The following is a 17,250-nucleotide window of genomic DNA, read 5'->3' as shown; positions in this document are numbered from 1 at the left end:
TCTTACATCTTGAGAACACAAAAGTCACTTAATACTCCACCCTAAAACCGCGCTATCGCCCGAATATTGAGCACGCGCTGCGAGAGGTAGCTGGGCACGGCGTAGGTCGTGCCGTTCACGTCTTGCAAGTAGCTGTAGCCGGCCACGTTGTTGGCCCCTAAGATATTGAGAATCTCCAGGCCCAACCACAGGCTTTCGAGCGAGTATACGTGCGGCTTGGGCGTGTTGCGCAGACTTACGACCTTGGAAAAGCCGATATCGACGCGCTGGTAGGCCCGGGTGATAGCCTGGTCGCCGCGGTACTGCGGCAGGCCGGGCGGGCTGAAGGGCAGACCGGTACCAAACACCAGATTGACGTAGCCGCGCACCGAGGGATTGTCGGGCAGGTGGTCTTGGAAGAAGATGCTGGCCGTCAGGCGCTGGTCTTGGGGACGGCGGATGTACCCTAGGGTCTGGTAGCCGGTGCGCTTACCATCTACCACGGTGGCCACGGTGTCGCCTTTTTCGCGGGTAGTGAGCAGCCCTAGGCTCAACCACGATTCGACGCCCTTCACAAACTCGCCGCTGAGGCGGGTTTCGAAGCCGGCCGCGTAGGCGGTTAAGTTGTTGTTGGCGTAGTAGCGCAGCCGCACATTATCAACCTCGTAAGGAATGACGTCGGTGAGGTGCTTGTAGTACGCCTCAGTGCTGAGGCGAAACGGCCGGTTCATCAGGTGCAGCTCGGTCTGGCGGCCTACTACTAGGTGCAGCGAGCGCTGGGCCCGCAGCTCAGGGTTGAGTACGCCCTGGTAGTTGCGCAGCTCGCGATAGAAGGGCGGCTGGGCGTAGAGGCCGGCCGCCAGCTTCCAGCTACGCTCGGGGTGGCGGCGGCTACGGGCCGCAAACTGCACCCTAGGGCTAAGTACAAACTGCTGATTGACCGACCAATAGTGCCCACGCAGACCGTAAGTAAGCGTTTTTAGCGAGTCGATTTGCCAGGTGTGCTGCACGTAGCCTTGGGTACGCTGGCTCTCCAAGGTGAGGTCGGCGACTAGGCGGGTGCGGCGGGCATCGGGCACGTAGTCCGCCGAGTCGGCGAAGCTGTACTCGTCGAGCTGGTCGTGAATGATTTCGCGACCCGTTTTCACGCCCCAGCGAATGGTGTGGGCACCTAGGGGGTCGCCGCCGGGGTTCCAGCGGCCGCGCAGCTCAGCCGTGAAGATACGGGCCGTGAGGTCGTTGCGTGAGTGATTAAACGACGAACCGATATCGCGGGTGCGCACCGGCTGGTTGTAGTCGGGGCTGGTGGGGTCGTTATTGACTTCCGAAAAGCGGTAGGACGCTTCCACGTCGCGAAACTCAAACTCGCGCGTGAGCAGCGCCGAACCCAGCAGTTCAAGTTGCAAGCCGGGGTGGAAATTATGCCGCAAATTCAGCCCACCCTGGTAGGTGTCGTACTGCATGCGCTCGCGGCCATCGTAGTAGATGTTGACGCGGGTAAACTGCGCGGCGCCCGTCGAAAACGTGACCTGCCCGGTATTAGGCACAAAGCGGTAGTCGTTGTGCGCCAGCACGCCCATCACGCCTAGGCTGGTTTTTTGCAAGTCGCCATCCTTGCGGCCCAGGCCGATGTTCACGTAGCCCTGCGCGTCGTAGAACGTGGGATTGTACTGGCCCTGGTTTTGGCGCAGCGAGTTGAGCACGTACTGCGCATTCTTGTAGCGCACGCCCCCTAAGTAGCTCACGCGGCCGTTGGCCGAGCGCGCCTCGGCGTGGGCCGCGCCACCCACCAGGCTGGCCGTGGCCGAAGCCGCGAATTTGGCCGGCTCCTTATACTGAATATCGAGCACCGACGAAAGCTTGTCGCCGTACTTGGGCTGCCAGCCGCCAGTGCTGAAATCGACCTTTTGCACCAGGTCGGGGTTGATGAAGCTGAGGCCCTCCTGCTGCGCCTGCGTGACGAGAAACGGCCGGTATACCTCAAAGCCGTTGACATAAAGTAGGTTCTCGTCGTAGTTGCCGCCGCGCACGTTGTAAGTGCTGGTCAGCTCGTTGTTGCTGACTACGCCGGGCAGCGTTTTGAGAATGGCGTTGAAGTCGCCGAAGGGCGAAGGCAACACCTTGGCCGTGGTGGGGTCGAGTTGCACGAGGCTGACCTGCTCGCGGCTATCGGCGTCGGCGGCGCGGGCACGCACCGTCACGTCGGTCAGGGTTTTGGCATCGGGCTGCAGCACTAGGCGCAAGGGCCGGCTGGCATCGGCGGGCAGCTGCAGCGGCAGGCGCGTGGGTTGGTATCCTAGGCGGCGGGCCACCAGCACCAGGGGCTCCTCCCCCACGGGTTTGGTCAGTCGTAGCGTAAAGCTGCCCGTGGCCGTCGTGATAGCGCCGCCGGGCTGGCCTTCTATACTCACCGCAACCAGCTCCAGGGGCTGGCCTTGGGTATCGCGCACGGTGCCGGTGAAGGTGAGCAGCGCAGCGCGGGGCCCGGCAGGTGCCCCCGGGGCCTGCTGGCCGTGGCTGGCCCTAGGTACCCCGGCCAGGCTTCCTAATACCCAAATAAGTAGTACGCGCTGCTTCAACCTCAACAACTCACTAATTATAGAAAGCAACTTGACTGGCGGCCCTGCTACGGCTGGGGCCGCCAGTCTCTTTTACTTGGCGCTCGACTCTACCACCTGACGCAGCTTCTTGCGCAGGCGGGCCAGGGTGGGCACCGCCCCACCAGGCGACTTAAATACGAAGCTACCGGCCACCAGCACGTCGGCCCCGGCCTCCACGAGCGGGCCAGCATTGGTTTCGTTCACACCGCCATCGACCTCGATGAGCGCGCCCGAACCCTGGTCGAGCAGCAGCTCCTTGAGGGCCGCCACCTTGCGCAGGGTGTTCGGGATAAACGTTTGCCCGCCAAAGCCGGGGTTTACCGACATAATGAGCACTACGTCGAGGTCGGCGGCAATATCTTCAAGCAAACTCACGGGGGTAGCTGGGTTAAGAGCCACGCCGGCCGTGCAGCCTAGGCTCTTAATTTGCTCTACCACCCGGTGCAAGTGTGGGCAAGTCTCATAGTGCACCGTTATGTTAGTAGCACCCGCGTCGCGGAAAGCGGCAAGGTAATTTTCCGGCTGCTCTATCATCAGGTGCACGTCGATGGGCTGGCGGGCGTGGGGGCGCAGAGCTTCGAGCACGGGCAGGCCAAAGGAGATATTAGGCACGAAGCGGCCGTCCATCACGTCGAAGTGCAGCCAGTCGGCCTCGGCCCCAGCTAGGGTTTCGGCGGTGGCTTGCAGGTTGGCTAGGTCACTGGCGAGCAGCGAGGGGGCTAGCAAGGGTTCGTGGCGGCGGCTGCCAGGTTTGATATTCACGGAGGTAGAGAAAGAAGAGTGTCAGAAGGTAATCGCTCGCACAAGTCCACAGCGAGCAAAAGTACGAAGCCGGCCGCCGGGCACCTTGCCAGCAGCCGGCTTCTGGATGCGAAGAAGGCAAATTTTAAGGAGTAGCCACTTCTAAGTGACTATTCTGCTTTCTTTTCGAAGGCGCGCCAGTCGAGCTCGCCGGTTTCTTTGCGGCGCAAGAAGTAGGTATTTTCATCTTCCTGCATTTTGCCGAAGGTGAGGTCGCCCTTGCAGTCGCGGCACTTAATGGAGGTGTACTTGAACTTGCCTTGCGCCACGCGGCTGCTTAGGTCGAGGTTATCGGAGCCGCAAAGGCCGCAGGCCCCTACGTCGGGAAAGCTTAGGCGCTCGTACTCAGCTACTACTTCGTGAAAGTTTTTGCCCTCCACCGTGAAGTGAAACTGGCGGCGCCCAATGCGCTTGGTGGTCATCATCTGAACCATGAGAGAAGCGTGTTTTATTACCCTATAAAGGTACGAAATTCATTATAAATAGCCAATAATATTAGCTACAAAAAGCAATTTTTATTAGCATTTATTTTACTAACGGAGTTGGTGCTGCGTGCCCAACTTAGAAGGACGCTGCGCAAGCACTGCTACTACTGCTGGGTAAAGCGCACCGTTTGGGCGCTGCCACCAGCTAGCGGCTGTACCACGCACTGATAGGTGCCGGGCGCCAGCTGGCGGGCGGGGTGCAGCAGTACCTCGGCCGTGACCTGGGCCGGCAGACTGCGCTCGAGCACCGTGGCCCCTTTGGCATCGAGCACGCGCACCCGCAGGGCCTGGCGCTGCAAGCTGGCTGGTAGCACCAGGGTGAGCTCGCCGGTTCGGGTTGGGTTGGGGTAGATACCTAGGCGGGTGCCTCCGGCCGCGGCCGGCGTGGCCGCTAGCGGGGCGCCGGGGTGCAGCAAGTTGTAGGCGGCCACGAAGTTGGGGATGCCGTAGCCGAGGGTATTGTCGGGCGCCTGGGCCTGCGAGGCCGACCGGCAGAGCGCCGAGATTACCTGCTGGGCGGTGAGCGTGGGGTTGGCCTGCCAGAAGCCCGCTACCATGCCGGCCAGCTCGGGGCAGGCGTAGGAAGTGCCATTGCCCCGCGAAATAGTACCCGTGGCTGAGAGCACCGCCGAGGCCACGCCCATGGCCGAGAGTGTGGGCTTGATGCGCCCGTCGGCGGTGGGGCCATAGGAACTGAAGCTCGCGTGCTGGCGTAGCGAATCTACCGCCCCTACGGTGATGATGCTGTCGGCATCGGCTGGCACCGCGATGTAGCGCCACGAGTTATTACCGTCGTTGCCAGCCGAATTCACGACCACCATGCCCGCCCGTGCGGCCCCTAGGGCTGCTAGGCTGCTAATGGCCGTGCGCCCGTTGAGGTCGGCGTAGGTGTACGACACGGCCGGCCTATCGAAGGTATTATAACCTAGGGACGAGCTGATGACATCAACGCCGACCGAGTCGGCGTACTCGGCGGCGGCCAGCCAGTTGGCTTCTTCTACCGGGTACTCGCTGGCCACGTCTTCGGTAATGCACAGGTGAAAGGTGGCGTGCGGGGCCGTGCCCACGTAGGTGCCCGGCAGTTCGCCGCCAATCAGCCCCAGGCAGTTGGTGCCGTGGCTGTTGCGCTGGTACACGCTAGTGCCGCCGTCCACGAAGTTGCGGGTGCCAGCCACCCGGCCCTGCTGCTGCAATAGCTGCAAGGCCCCCAGCTGGTCGGCCCCCGGAAAGCCAGCGTCGAACACAGCTATTTGCATGCCCTCGCCCTGGTAGCCTGCCTTGTGCATAGCCACCGCCCCAATGAGCTCGTTTTGGGCATAGGCCTTGCCGTAAGTGGCGCGGTCCTCGGCCGAGGTGCGGGCGGCGGGGGCTGGAGCCGGTGCAGGGGCCGCTCGCGGGGGCTCGGGCAATCGGCTCAGGGTTTGGCCGCCTTTCACGCTGGGTAGCTCGTAAATGCGCCCTAGGGTGGCCGAATCGCAGGCTACCACTGCCGCATTGAGCCAGCGCGAGGTGTAGCGCACCTGCGGGCTACCACTCACGGCCCGTACCTGGGCCACATAAGCGGGGTTCACGGGCAGGTCGCGCGGGCGCACCGCAATGCCCTGGCGACTGCGCCGGGCCAGCGCCCGCGCCGATAAGAAGGCCTGCGGCTGGCTTACCGAGTATGGCGTGCCAGTTTTATCCTGAAAATAAATAAGGTGGCGGCGCACTGTGCCCTGCGCCTGAGCAGCCGAACCCGATAAGCCCAGCAAAAGCGCAGTGGCCAGCCCTAAAAAATACTTCATAATAGCAAGTAGAGAAGAAACGGCAAGTTAGCGCGGGGCAGGCGCCGCCGCGTAAGCCAGACAGGAGTGCGTCCTAGGTAGTTCGCGGCAGCCTAGCTACCGCGCTTGCTAGCCGCATGCTGCACAGGTGCTAGCCGCTCGCCTTCTTTATTTAAGCGGTTTGGATATCACCCTAGAGCCTTCTATGTTTGCGGCAGTCCGGACAGCGAGGTGGTGCGGGCAGCCTCGCAGCAGCTTTGAGAGCCACTACCTGAGGCAAGCCTATTTACTTGCGCCGCCTCCCTCCCACTGGCGCAGCCTTCTTGGCCAGTCAGCGGCCCGCCAGTTGGCTTTTTACTGCCCTAGCCAGCTGGGCAATTCTTTTGATTTAGCAAACCTGACGCAGCATTCTTGAGCCGCGTTCCCTAGTATTACCAGTGGCTATCCGTTTGGCCAGGTGGCGGCTTCGTTGCTATCTCTCTCGACTAGGCTACTTGCACGCCGCATCAAGTGGCGGCTGCCCGAAGCTTATCGTCGTCCACTGGCCCCGCTTTCTTACAATATAAACTTCTGATTAGTAACTGTCCTAGCCACTATGCTACCTCCCGACGAAGAGCTACGGCTATGGAATTTATTTAAGCAAGATGATTGGCAGGCCTACACCGCGCTCTACAACTACTACTTCAAGCTGCTGAACAACTACGGCCATAAATTTACCCGAGACGTGGCGTTGATTGCGGATGCCGTACAGGACTTATTTATTAAATTATGGACTACTAGGCAGACCCTAGGCAATCCATTATCGGTAAAGAACTATTTATTCAAGGCCCTGCGCAGCATCATCTTTCGCAAGCTGCATGTGCGGTCGCGCTTCACCAGCGTAGATGAAGGTGCCGAAGACTTTCCGTTCGAAGTCTCGTTTGACCAAGCCGTCATCGAAGACGAAGAAGAGCGGGCGTTACAGCACAAGATGAGGGCTGTGATTGGCACGCTGCCGGCGCGGCAGCAGGAAATCGTCTTCCTCCGCTTTTACGAGGGGTTCAGCTACCCCGAAATCGCCGACATCATGGATATTACGGTGGCTTCCACCTACAAGCTGCTTTATAAAGCTCTCAACAAGCTGGAAGAATTATTTAAAGGTTCTTCCGCGTTTGGCAGCTCCTTGTTTGGGAAGTAGCCACCTGCGCCTTCGGCATATATACCTCATTTGCAAATACCTAGTCAGTCAAAAATCGCTATCCTGCCAGCAAGTGCGACTGGCCCGGCCAACCCCAACTAGGTAGTGCGAAAAAATTAATTGAAAATTTTCCCAGGGTAAAGGGATAATTAAGATAGGCCCGGGTATATCCGAGGTAGACAATGCGCCTACCCTATGGATTTGACGAAATACGCTTCGTTAACAATTGCTGAACTGCTAGAAGATGATGCCTTTGTAAAGTCGGTGCTGGAGCCAACGGCCGAATCGGTGCTGTTTTGGCAGCGCGTGGGCGAGTACTACCCAGCTCAGCAAGCCACCATAGCGCAGGCTACTTGGCTGCTGCGCGCCTACCGCACCCAGGCCACCTTCGAGAGCCCGCAGCAGGCAGAAATTTGGCAACGCATTGAGGCCGAAGTGGGGCCCGCGGCTACTGGACCGCTGGTGCTACCGCGGGCCACGCGGCGCTGGCCGCGGGCGCTACGCCTTGCGGCGGCGCTAGTGCCACTGGGGCTGGCGGGCTCACTAGCGGTGTGGTACAACCAGGAGCAGCGAGTAGAAACCGCCTTTGGCGAACTAAAAACGGTGGACCTGCCCGACGGCACGCAGGTGGTGCTGAACGGCAATTCGGCGCTGACCTACCACCGGGGCTGGGGCCAAAACGTGCGCGAGGCTTGGCTCCAGGGCGAAGGCTTCTTTAAGGTGGTGCATCTCAACCAAGACTCGACCCACATTCGGCCGGGCGAGCGCTTTGTGGTGCACTGCAACAACCTGAATATCGAGGTCCTAGGCACCACCTTCAACGTGATGAACCGCCACGCCGACGTGCGGGTGGGGCTGGTAACAGGCAAAGTCAGGCTGACGGCCACAACGCCGACCGGGCCCGCGACCTCGCTGGTGCTCGCCCCCGGCGAGGTCGCCGAATACGCCGCCAAAAGCTTGGTCCTCACCGACAAGCTAACCCACCCTGAGAAGCTGGCAAGCTGGTCTAAGCGCCAGTTTGTGTTCCGCAACGGCACGCTGGGCGACATCCTGAAGTCGCTCGAAGACACGCACGGCTACCGGGTGCGCTACACCCATGCCGCCGCCCGCCAGCTCAAAATCGAGGGCGACATCAACGTGGCCAGCGTGCAGGAGCTGCTGCAAACCATTTCGACCATCTTACACGTGAGCATCTACCAAAATGGCAAGCAAATAATTGTAAACTAATTACTTACCTCCCACCACACCCGTATGAGAAATTTCGACTCCAGGAATTTGAAATGGTGCGCTCCGCTGCTGCTGCTTACTTGCCGCAGCTTGCCTAGCGCGGCCCAGCTAGCCATGGTGAGCCCGCCCCCCACCGGCGGCGCGCACTACCGGCCACAAAGCCTTCAGCCTAGCGCCGCCACCCGGCGACCGCTGAAGGAGGTAGTGCGCCAACTCAAGCAAACGTACCGGGTGCAGATTGCCTACCAGGAGGGCCTGCTTGATAACAAGTTTGGGACGGTGGCCGACAGTTCGGCGCTAGCCATTGATGCTAGGCTGGGCCAGTTACTAACGGGCTCCGGCTTAGATTTCAAGCAGATAACCGCCCGGCAGTACGTTATTATTCCGGCCAGCGGGCAGCGCATGGCCGACGAGCCCATCAAAGGCAAGGTGCAGTTTGCCGAGGACGGTGGCGGCGTGCCGGGCGCTTCGGTTATTTTGAAAGATAATCCCTCGATAGGCACCGCTACCGACGCCGACGGCAGCTTCAGCCTGAAGCTGCCCGCCAGCTACGACGGCAAGCCCGTGACGCTGGTGGCCTCGTTTGTGGGCTACAGCAAGGTGGAGCTGACCGTGACCAACCGGTCGGCGCCGCTCACCATCAAGCTGGCCAAGAGCGACCAAAACCTGGACGAAGTCGTGGTAACGGCGCTGGGCATCAACAAGCAAAAGCGCTCCCTAGGGTATGCCGTGACGGAGGTGAAGGGCGAAGACCTCACCCAAGCCCGCGAAAACAATGTGGCCAACGCCCTGACCGGCAAGGTGGCGGGCGTGAACGTGGCGGGGCTTTCGACGGGCCCGGGCGGCTCGAGCCGGGTCATTATCCGGGGCAACGGCTCGCTGTCGGGCACGGCCAACAACCAGCCGCTGTACGTGGTCAATGGCATGCCCATCGACAACTCGGTGCCGGGGCAGGCCCCCACGGCCAACGGCGGCGGCAGCAACGTGGACCGGGGCGACGGTATTTCGGGCATCAACCCTGATGATATCGAGTCGATTACGGTGCTGAAAGGCGGCACGGCGGCGGCCCTCTACGGCTCGCGCGGTGGCAACGGAGTTATCCTGATTACCACCAAAAAAGGCCGGGCGCAAAAGGGTATTGGCCTAGAATACAATGGGGCGTTTACGGCGGAATCCATTTCCGTTTTCCCCGACTTTCAGTATGAGTACGGGCAGGGCGACGGGGGCGTGAAGCCCACTACCCTGGCCGCCGCCCAGGCCACAGGCCGTCGCTCGTGGGGCGCCAAGCTAGATGGCTCGACCGACTACGTGGGCGTGGATGGCCAAACGCACCCCTACGTGGCCCAGAAAGATAACCTCCGGCACTTCTACCGCACCGGCAGCACGCTCACTAATACGGTAGCCTTTTCGGGTGGCAATGAGTCGATTGCGTACCGGTTTTCGCTGGCCGACTTGAATAGCAAGAGCATCTTGCCGGGTACCACCTATAACCGCAAAACGGCGAACCTCAACCTAAGCGGCAAGCTGAGCCCGCGCCTCAGCTACGAGGCCCTGGCGCAGTACAACCTCGAAGTAGCCCACAACCGCCCCAGCGCGGGCGATGCCTCGGCCAACCCCAACTGGTCGCCCTACATGATTGCCAACACCGCCGACGTGCGCTGGCTGAACCCCGGCTACGACGCGCGCGGCTACGAAACCGTGTGGAACGACGCCGGCATCGCCACCAACGGCTACTTCGTAATTAATAAGTTTCAGGAAGACGACCGCAAGAACCGCTTTATCGGCCAGGGCTCGATAAGCTACGAGATTCTGAAAGGGCTGGTGCTCAAGGGCGTGGTAAGCCAGGACCACTACGACTACAACTTTGCCAGCGTCACGCCTACAGGCACTCTGTATGCCCTGACCGGGCAGTACGTGGGCATCAAGTCGGACGTGAGCGAGACCAACGGGCTCGCCACCCTGACTTATAACCGGCAGATTAAGGACTTCGGAGTGTCCTTGCTGGCGGGGGCCAACCGGCGGCACTCCGAGCTGAACGAGCTGGACCAAGCGGGCACCGGATTCACGATTCCGTTCTTCTACAGCTACAACAACCTGGCCTCGTCGACCACGCTGGCGCTCTCGTCGCGGCAGCAAGTAAACTCGGCGTTTGGCTCAGCCGACTTCAACTATAAAGGCCTGGTGTACGTGACCGTGACGGGGCGTAACGACTGGTACTCAAACCTGAGCCCCAGCAACAACCGCCAGTTTTATCCCAGCGTCAACGGTAGTCTTATCGTATCGGACCTCTTCCAGTTGCCTAAGGCGGTAAACCTAATCAAGCTCAAGGGCGCCTACGCGCAGGTGGGCCAGGGAGCCCCCGACCCCTACGCCGTCAACCTGACCTACAGCAACGTGCCTAGCTCGGGCCAGCCCCTACAAAACGTGAGCAGCAACACGCCGGGCTCGGGCATCGCGGGCATCACCAATGCCAACCTAGGGCCGGTGCTCTCGACCACGGCCGAGGGTGGCATCGAGGGACAATTTTTGGATAATCGCCTGAGCTTCGATATTACCTACTACAACCGCCTGACGGATAGGGATATCGTTAACTCGACCATCAGCCCCACTTCGGGCTACAACAGCGTGTACCTGAATGCGGGCCGCGTGCGCAACCGGGGCATCGAGTTCTTGATAAGCGGAACACCCATTAAAAGCTCCGTTTTCTCCTGGAACGCCAGCTACAACGTGGCTTACAACGACAACCGGGTGCTGAGTCTGGCCGAGGGCATCTCGTCCATCAACCTGGCTTCCACGGTGGGTAACTGGGGCAATATCAACAACATCGTGGGCGAGTCGGCCTTCGAGATTGTGGGCACCCGCATCCTGAAAGACGCCAATGGCAACACCGTGTACAACGCCACGAGCGGCTTTCCGGTGGCCACGGGCTTGCAGCCGCTGGGCAAGAGCGTGGCCCCGCTCACGATGGGCTTCAACAACGATTTCCGCTACAAGCGCTTCTCGCTCAACGTGCTGCTGGACGGCAAGTTTGGCAATAAGGTATTCTCCATCAGCGAGGTGTACGAAACCCGCCTAGGGCTGCTCAAGTCCACACTGCCAGGCCGCGAGTCGGGCCTACGCCTGCAGGGCGTGACCCAGGACGGCAGCGCCTACGACCGCACGGTGCCGGTGAGCGGCTTGCGCAACTACTACGACAACTACAAGAACTACTCGGAGCTCTTCCTGCACGATGGCAGCTTCATCAAGCTGCGCCAGGTTATCCTCGGGTACAATCTGCCGGCTTTCCACATCAGCAAGCTCAACGTGCAGTCGGCCACCATCGCCTTCGTGGCGCGCAACCTGGCCACGCTGCTGCGGCACACCGACTTCGACCCTGAGCAGAGCTTCAGCAACAGCAACTACCAGGGCCTAGAGTCCATCGGCCTGCCCCGCACCCGGTCGTATGGCGTCAATCTTTCTGTTAAATTCTAATCCACCCGGCACTCCCGATGAAGCGCTTATTTTCTAAATGCCTGCTGGTGGCGACGAGCTTGCTGCTAGGTACGGCTTGTACCAAAAACTTTGAGGAGATAAACACCAACCCCAACGCGGTGAATACCCTCACGCCGGAATTTTTATTTACCAAGGCCCAGTACGACGGGGTATCCAACCAGTTGCTCCTGCTGCTAGGCACCATGCAGTACACCACCAGCTACAACGACGTGGCGGGCTTTGGCTCGAAGTACATTGCTAGCCAGGTCAATTCGTCGTCGTCGTCGTTTAGCAACGCCTACCCCGGCGCACTCAACGAGCTGACGTTGATAATCAACTCCGTGAAAGACGACCCGGCCCGGGTGAATTTGCTGGCCGAGGCCCGCATCTGGCGCGTGTACTGCTACAGCCGCCTCACCGACGTGTACGGCGATATTCCGTACTCGCAGGCTACCAAGGGCTACACCGACAACCAGTTTACGCCCGCTTACGACGCGCAGAAGGACATTTACGCCGATATGCTGAAGGAGCTGGACGAAGCCGCCCAGAGCCTAGACCCCAGCCAAGCCAGCTACGGCCAGTCGGACCTCATCTACAACGGCAACCCCACGCAGTGGAAAAAGCTGGCCTACTCCCTGATGCTGCGCCTAGGCATGCGCCTGACCAAAGTAGACGCGGCCGCGGCCCAAACCTGGGCCACCAAGGCGCTGGCGGGCGGCGTCATTACGGCCGATGGCGACATTGCCAAGGTATCGTACCTGGCCAGCGGTCAGCTCATCAACCAAAACCCGCTGGCTTACAACCTGTACATCAGCGACTACATCGCGGCCAACGGCAGCACCAACCAGGAAGGCGGCAAGTACCAGGACGTTTTCATCAACTACCTCAAGCAAACCCGTGACCCGCGCCTACCAGTGGTATCAGTGGTGTACACGGGCGGCTCGCCCAACGTGACCGACACCACCTTTGCCAAGCAGCAAGGCATGCCGGCCAACCTAGGGGCCAAGCCCGCCAACTTTGCCCAACTCAGCGAGCCCAACCCCAAGACGGTGCTGCTGCGCAACTCGCCCTTTCTGGTATTCACGGCGGCCGAGTCGTATTTCCTGCAAACGGAGGTGGCGCTGCGCGGCTGGTCGACCGGCACGCCGGCCGCTACGCTGTACTCGAATGGCGTGGCCGCAGCGCTGCGCCAGTGGAGCCTCTTCAGCGCGAGCGACGGCACCATTCCGGCCGCTAAAATCAACGCCTATGTGAGCCGCAACCAACTGGTGGCGGGCACCTTTGCGCAGCAGATGCAGCAGGTCTACACGCAGTTCTGGGTCAGCATCTTCCCCGATGCGCAGGAAGCATTTTCCAGCTACCGGCGCACCGGCTACCCTGCCCTCACGCCCAACAATTACACGGGCAACGCCACGGGTGGGCAGTTTCCGCGCCGCTTCATCTATCCCATTTCGGAGCAGAACCTCAACCCAGCTTCGTACGCGGCGGCCGTGGCCCGGCAGGGCCCCGACAACCTGCTGACCCGCGTGTACTGGGATAAGCAATAGGGCACCTAGGTCCCTGTTGCCTAGGTTAGTGCGCCCATTCGTTGACCTAGAAACCGATTTTGATTACATACTATAGCAAGTGGGCCCTAGGGCAACCTAGGGCCCACCGCTTCTTTCAAGCTTCTTTGATGCCCACCAAACTACTGGCCATCCTGCCCCTGCTGCTGTGCTTCCAAGCCGCCCGTGCCCAAAACGACGTGGTGAACGACGATGAGAAAAGCAGCTATAACCTGAACAAGCCCGAGCGCGAGCAGTGGCTAAAAAACACCGGCGCCGGCCTGTTCATCCACTTTAGCGTGGACGCGCAGCTGGGCGTGGTCATCAGCCACTCGCTGGTGGGCGCTTCGGATGACTACGTGGACCGGTTTTTCACGGAGCTCCCCAAGACGTTTAACCCCGACAAGTTTAACCCCCGCGAAATAGCCGAGCTGGCCAAGCTGGCGGGCATGAAGTACATCGTGTTCACGACCAAGCACCACGCGGGGTTTTGCATGTGGGACACCAAAACCACGGACTTCAACATCACCAAGACGCCCTATAAAAAGGACTTGCTGAAGGAGTTTGTGGACGCCACCCGCGCCGCGGGCCTGGACGTGGGCTTTTACTTTTCGCCGGAGGACTTCTACTTCCTACACGCCAACCACCTGCCCATCACCCGCGACAACGTGAAGTTCGACGCGGCCATGACCCAGAAGTACAACGACTACAACCGCCGGCAGTGCGAGGAATTGATGACCAACTACGGCAAAATCGACGTGTTTTTCATCGACGGCGAGCCCAAGGAAGTCGTGAAGGAAACTTGCTGGCGCATCCAGCCCAACCTGCTCATCACCCGCGGGGCCATCAAAACGCCCGAGCAAACCTTGCCCGGCACGCCCATTACGCAGCCCTGGCTCTCGCCCATCACCATCGGCACGGCCTGGCAGTACCAGCCCACCAACGAGCGCTACAAGTCGGGCACCCAGCTCATCGACCTGCTGGTGGAGGCCCGTTCCAAGGGCGGCTCGCTGCTGCTCAACGTGGGCCCCAAGGCCAACGGCGCGCTGCCCGACGAGCAGGAAGGCCGCCTGCGCGAAATGGCGGCGTGGTACTTCCTCAACCACGAGTGCATCGACAGCACGCGCAGCTGGGTGGTGAGCAAGGAGAACAACGTCCTGTTTACGGCCAAAGGCAAGAACCTGTACGCCATCGTGACGGAGGTGCCCGACTGGAAAGAAGGCGAGCGCCGCACCTTCACGCTGCACTCGGTGAAAGCGCAGCCCAACACCACGGTGAGCGTGCTGGGCCAGAACGGCAAAATAATGGAGTACAAGCCCGGCCTCGACGTGCGCCCCACCTTCCAGCAAACGCCCGGCGGGTTGGTCGTAACGGCCGTGAAGTCGCAGCGCATCTACGACGACCACCGCTGGCCCAACGCCCTAGTTATCAAGCTAACCAACGTGACGCCCGCTATGGCCGAGGCCGTGACCGTCGAAACCACCGCCGCCAAGCCGGCCGCCGCCAGCACCCAGCTCAGCGGGCGCCTCTACAACTACAAAGGCAAAAGCGTGACGCGCGCCCGCTTTGCCTACCGGGCCTACCGCGGCCGCGTCGAGACCCTCTACGCCGACCCGTGGCAGTACTCGGCCTGGGTGCCGGTGGGGGCCGATGGCCGCTTTGCCGCGCCGCTAAAAACGCCTAAGGGCGCCTTTGAATACAAGGCCGTGGCCGAGCAAAGCGGCGTAGCGGTAGAAGGCGACACCAAGCTGGTAAATTAAAAGAGAGCCCAAATAAGGGCAGTTATGCATCATTGCCCGCTGCATAACCGCCCTTATTCGGGCTTTTTGCCGGAAAAGCATCCGTGTATACCCTAGGTATTATTTGCTAAGACATTGCCTTTAAACACAAGCCCACTCCTTTATATAAGAACTGCCCTGTGCCTGCTCCTGTGCTTCGGGCTCGGGCAAGAGGCCGAGGCGCAGCCGAACCTAGGAACGCCGCTGCCTATTATTCCGCAGCCGGTGCGGGCGCGGGCGGGCGGCGCGCCATTCGTGCTCACGAGCCGCACGGCGGTGCACACCGGACCGGGCTTGGCGCCGGGCGCGGCGGCGCGGTTTCGGCAGTACGTGCGCACTGTGGGCCACCTCACGCTCAGCCAACCTAAGGCGGCGGGCGGGGCAGCGGGGGGCATTTACCTGCGGCTCGACTCGCAGGCCGTGACGCACCCGGAGGGCTACCGCCTGGTGGTGGCGCCCGGCCGCATCACGGTGACGGGGCACGACGAGGCAGGTGTGTTTTATGGCTTGCAAAGCCTGAGCCAGCTGTTGCCCGCCGGCACCGGGGGCGCCTTGCGCGTGCCAGGCTGCATGGTAGAAGACTACCCTAGGTTCGGGTATCGGGGCATGCACCTCGACGTGAGCCGACATATGTCCCCGGTGCCGGTGCTGAAAAAGTGGCTCGACGTGCTGGCCTTTTACAAAATCAACACCCTGCACTGGCACCTGACCGACGACCAGGGCTGGCGCCTCGAAATCAAGAAATACCCACGCCTGCAAACCGTGGCGGCCTACCGGGCTGAAACCTTAATAGGCCACAAGAAGGAGCTGCCGCACCGCTTCGATGGCCAGCGCTACGGCGGCTACTATACCCAGGCCGAGGCTCGCGAGCTGGTGCGCTACGCCGCCGAGCGCCAAATCACGGTCATTCCCGAAATCGAAATGCCGGGGCACGCGCTGGCGGCGCTGTCTGCCTACCCGGCCCTAGGGTGCACGGGCGGGCCGTACCAGGCGGCTACGTTTTGGGGCGTGTTTGATGACGTGTACTGCGCCGGCAACGAGGACACCTTCACGTTTCTGACGGGCGTGCTTGATGAGGTGATGGCCATCTTCCCAGGCCGCTACGTGCACATCGGCGGCGACGAATGCCCCAAAACGCGCTGGAAAGTCTGCCCCAAGTGCCAGGCCCGCATCAAGGCCGAGCACCTGAAAGATGAGCATGAGTTGCAGAGCTACTTCATACAGCGCATGGGCCGGTACTTGGCCACCAAAAACCGGCAGCTCCTAGGTTGGGACGAAATCCTGGAGGGCGGCTTATCGCCGGGCGCCACTGTCATGAGCTGGACCGGCGAGCAGGGCGGCATCGAGGCAGCTAAGCTGGGGCACTCGGTAGTAATGACGCCCGAGAAAGAGGTGTACCTCGATTATTACCAGTCGCTGAACCCGCGCGACTCGCTGGCGGCGGGTGGCTACACGCCGCTGCGCAAGCTTTACCGCTACGAGCCGGTACCGGCCGTGCTCACCGCCGCGCAGGCCCGCTACGTGCGAGGCGTGCAGGCCAATGTCTGGACCGAGTACATGCCCACCCCGCGCAAGCTGGAGTATATGGTGTTTCCTAGGTTGCTGGCGGTAGCCGAAATCGCCTGGTCGCCGCGCGGCCCACGCGACTATCCCGGCTTCTTGGCCCGCGTCCGCACGCACGACCCGCTGCTGGGCGCCCTAGGGGTGGTGCCCGCCCGTAACTACGACGAAGTGACCGACAGCCTGCGGGCTGGCCCCAGTGGCCTGCCGCTACTGCGGCTGCAATCCAGCGCGCCGCAGGGTGCTATCCGCTTCACCACCAACGGCCAGGAGCCCGACGCCCAGAGCCCGAAGTACACCGCGCCCCTGCTCATCAGCAAAAGCTGCGTGGTGAAAGCCAGCGTCTTTGTGGGTTCTAGGCGCACGCAGCCGGTTTACACCAAAGAGTTTACGGTAGGCCCGGCCACTGGCAAGGCCGTAGCGCTAGCCAACCCGCCGGCCGGCAATTACAACCCCGGCACCACCTGGGGCCTCACCAACGGCGTGGCCGGCACCAGCCGCTACAACGACGGCCAGTGGTACGGCTTCAGCGGCACCGACCTAGAGGCTACCCTTGACCTAGGGGCCCCGCAGCAGCTCAGCAGCGTGGGCACCAACGTGCTCAACTACCACTGGCAGAAGATGTGGCCGCCCACCAAGCTCGTCTTCTCCGTGTCGAGCGATGGGGTAAACTACCAGCCCGTGTACCAACAAACCGAGTTTCCGATTAACGGCATCAACCCGGTGCGCGCCCGCATTGCGCCGGTATCGGCCCGCTATATCAAGGTGCAGGCCAGCAACCAAGGCGTCATTCCGGCTGGCGAGTACGGCGCGGGCGGCAAGGCCTGGCTGCTGGTCGATGAAATTCTGGTAAACTACTAGCCCC

General features: G+C 61.2%; 10 protein-coding genes. 6 read left to right on the top strand and 4 right to left on the bottom strand.

All coding sequences use genetic code 11. The features are described from left to right. Positions 1-41 precede the first annotated feature (41 nt). The 4 genes from JAO77_RS06565 to JAO77_RS06550 all read right to left on the bottom strand — a co-directional run bounded on the left by JAO77_RS06565 (position 42) and on the right by JAO77_RS06550 (position 5,649). Positions 42-2,558, bottom strand: a complete 2,517-nt coding sequence (locus JAO77_RS06565; RefSeq protein WP_235998226.1) for a TonB-dependent receptor — start codon at positions 2,556-2,558, stop codon at positions 42-44. 72 nt (positions 2,559-2,630) lie between these two features. Beyond that, positions 2,631-3,341, bottom strand: coding sequence for a ribulose-phosphate 3-epimerase (gene rpe / locus JAO77_RS06560; protein ID WP_233635582.1), 711 nt, complete (start codon positions 3,339-3,341; stop codon positions 2,631-2,633). Positions 3,342-3,490: 149 nt separating this feature from the next. After that, on the bottom strand, positions 3,491-3,805 hold the full coding sequence (locus tag JAO77_RS06555) for a hypothetical protein (protein WP_198989468.1): 315 nt from the start codon (positions 3,803-3,805) through the stop codon (positions 3,491-3,493). A gap of 164 nt (positions 3,806-3,969) precedes the next feature. Then, positions 3,970-5,649 carry a S8 family serine peptidase gene (locus tag JAO77_RS06550; RefSeq protein ID WP_198989467.1) on the bottom strand — a complete coding sequence of 560 codons (1,680 nt, stop codon included), beginning with the start codon at positions 5,647-5,649 and terminating at the stop codon, positions 3,970-3,972. A gap of 574 nt (positions 5,650-6,223) precedes the next feature. Between JAO77_RS06550 and JAO77_RS06545 the strand changes: the two genes are divergently transcribed. The 6 genes from JAO77_RS06545 to JAO77_RS06520 all read left to right on the top strand — a co-directional run bounded on the left by JAO77_RS06545 (position 6,224) and on the right by JAO77_RS06520 (position 17,246). After that, complete coding sequence (locus tag JAO77_RS06545; protein ID WP_198989466.1) at positions 6,224-6,805, top strand: RNA polymerase sigma factor; 582 nt, start codon at positions 6,224-6,226, stop codon at positions 6,803-6,805. Positions 6,806-7,000: 195 nt separating this feature from the next. Further along, positions 7,001-8,032, top strand: a complete 1,032-nt coding sequence (locus JAO77_RS06540; RefSeq protein ID WP_198989465.1) for a FecR domain-containing protein — start codon at positions 7,001-7,003, stop codon at positions 8,030-8,032. 24 nt (positions 8,033-8,056) lie between these two features. Next, a complete protein-coding gene (locus JAO77_RS06535; RefSeq protein WP_198989464.1) occupies positions 8,057-11,503 on the top strand; it encodes a SusC/RagA family TonB-linked outer membrane protein in 3,447 nt (1,148 codons plus the stop codon). 17 nt (positions 11,504-11,520) lie between these two features. Beyond that, positions 11,521-13,050, top strand: coding sequence for a SusD/RagB family nutrient-binding outer membrane lipoprotein (locus tag JAO77_RS06530; protein WP_198989463.1), 1,530 nt, complete (start codon positions 11,521-11,523; stop codon positions 13,048-13,050). 128 nt (positions 13,051-13,178) lie between these two features. Further along, positions 13,179-14,807, top strand: coding sequence for an alpha-L-fucosidase (locus tag JAO77_RS06525; protein WP_198989462.1), 1,629 nt, complete (start codon positions 13,179-13,181; stop codon positions 14,805-14,807). Between the two features lie 114 nt (positions 14,808-14,921). Then, positions 14,922-17,246, top strand: coding sequence for a glycoside hydrolase family 20 protein (locus tag JAO77_RS06520; RefSeq protein ID WP_198989461.1), 2,325 nt, complete (start codon positions 14,922-14,924; stop codon positions 17,244-17,246). The last annotated feature ends 4 nt before the right edge of the window (positions 17,247-17,250 follow it).

This window comes from Hymenobacter sp. BT559 (assembly GCF_016427535.1).
GTDB lineage: Bacteria > Bacteroidota > Bacteroidia > Cytophagales > Hymenobacteraceae > Hymenobacter.
This window is presented reverse-complemented; position numbering and strand designations above follow the sequence as displayed.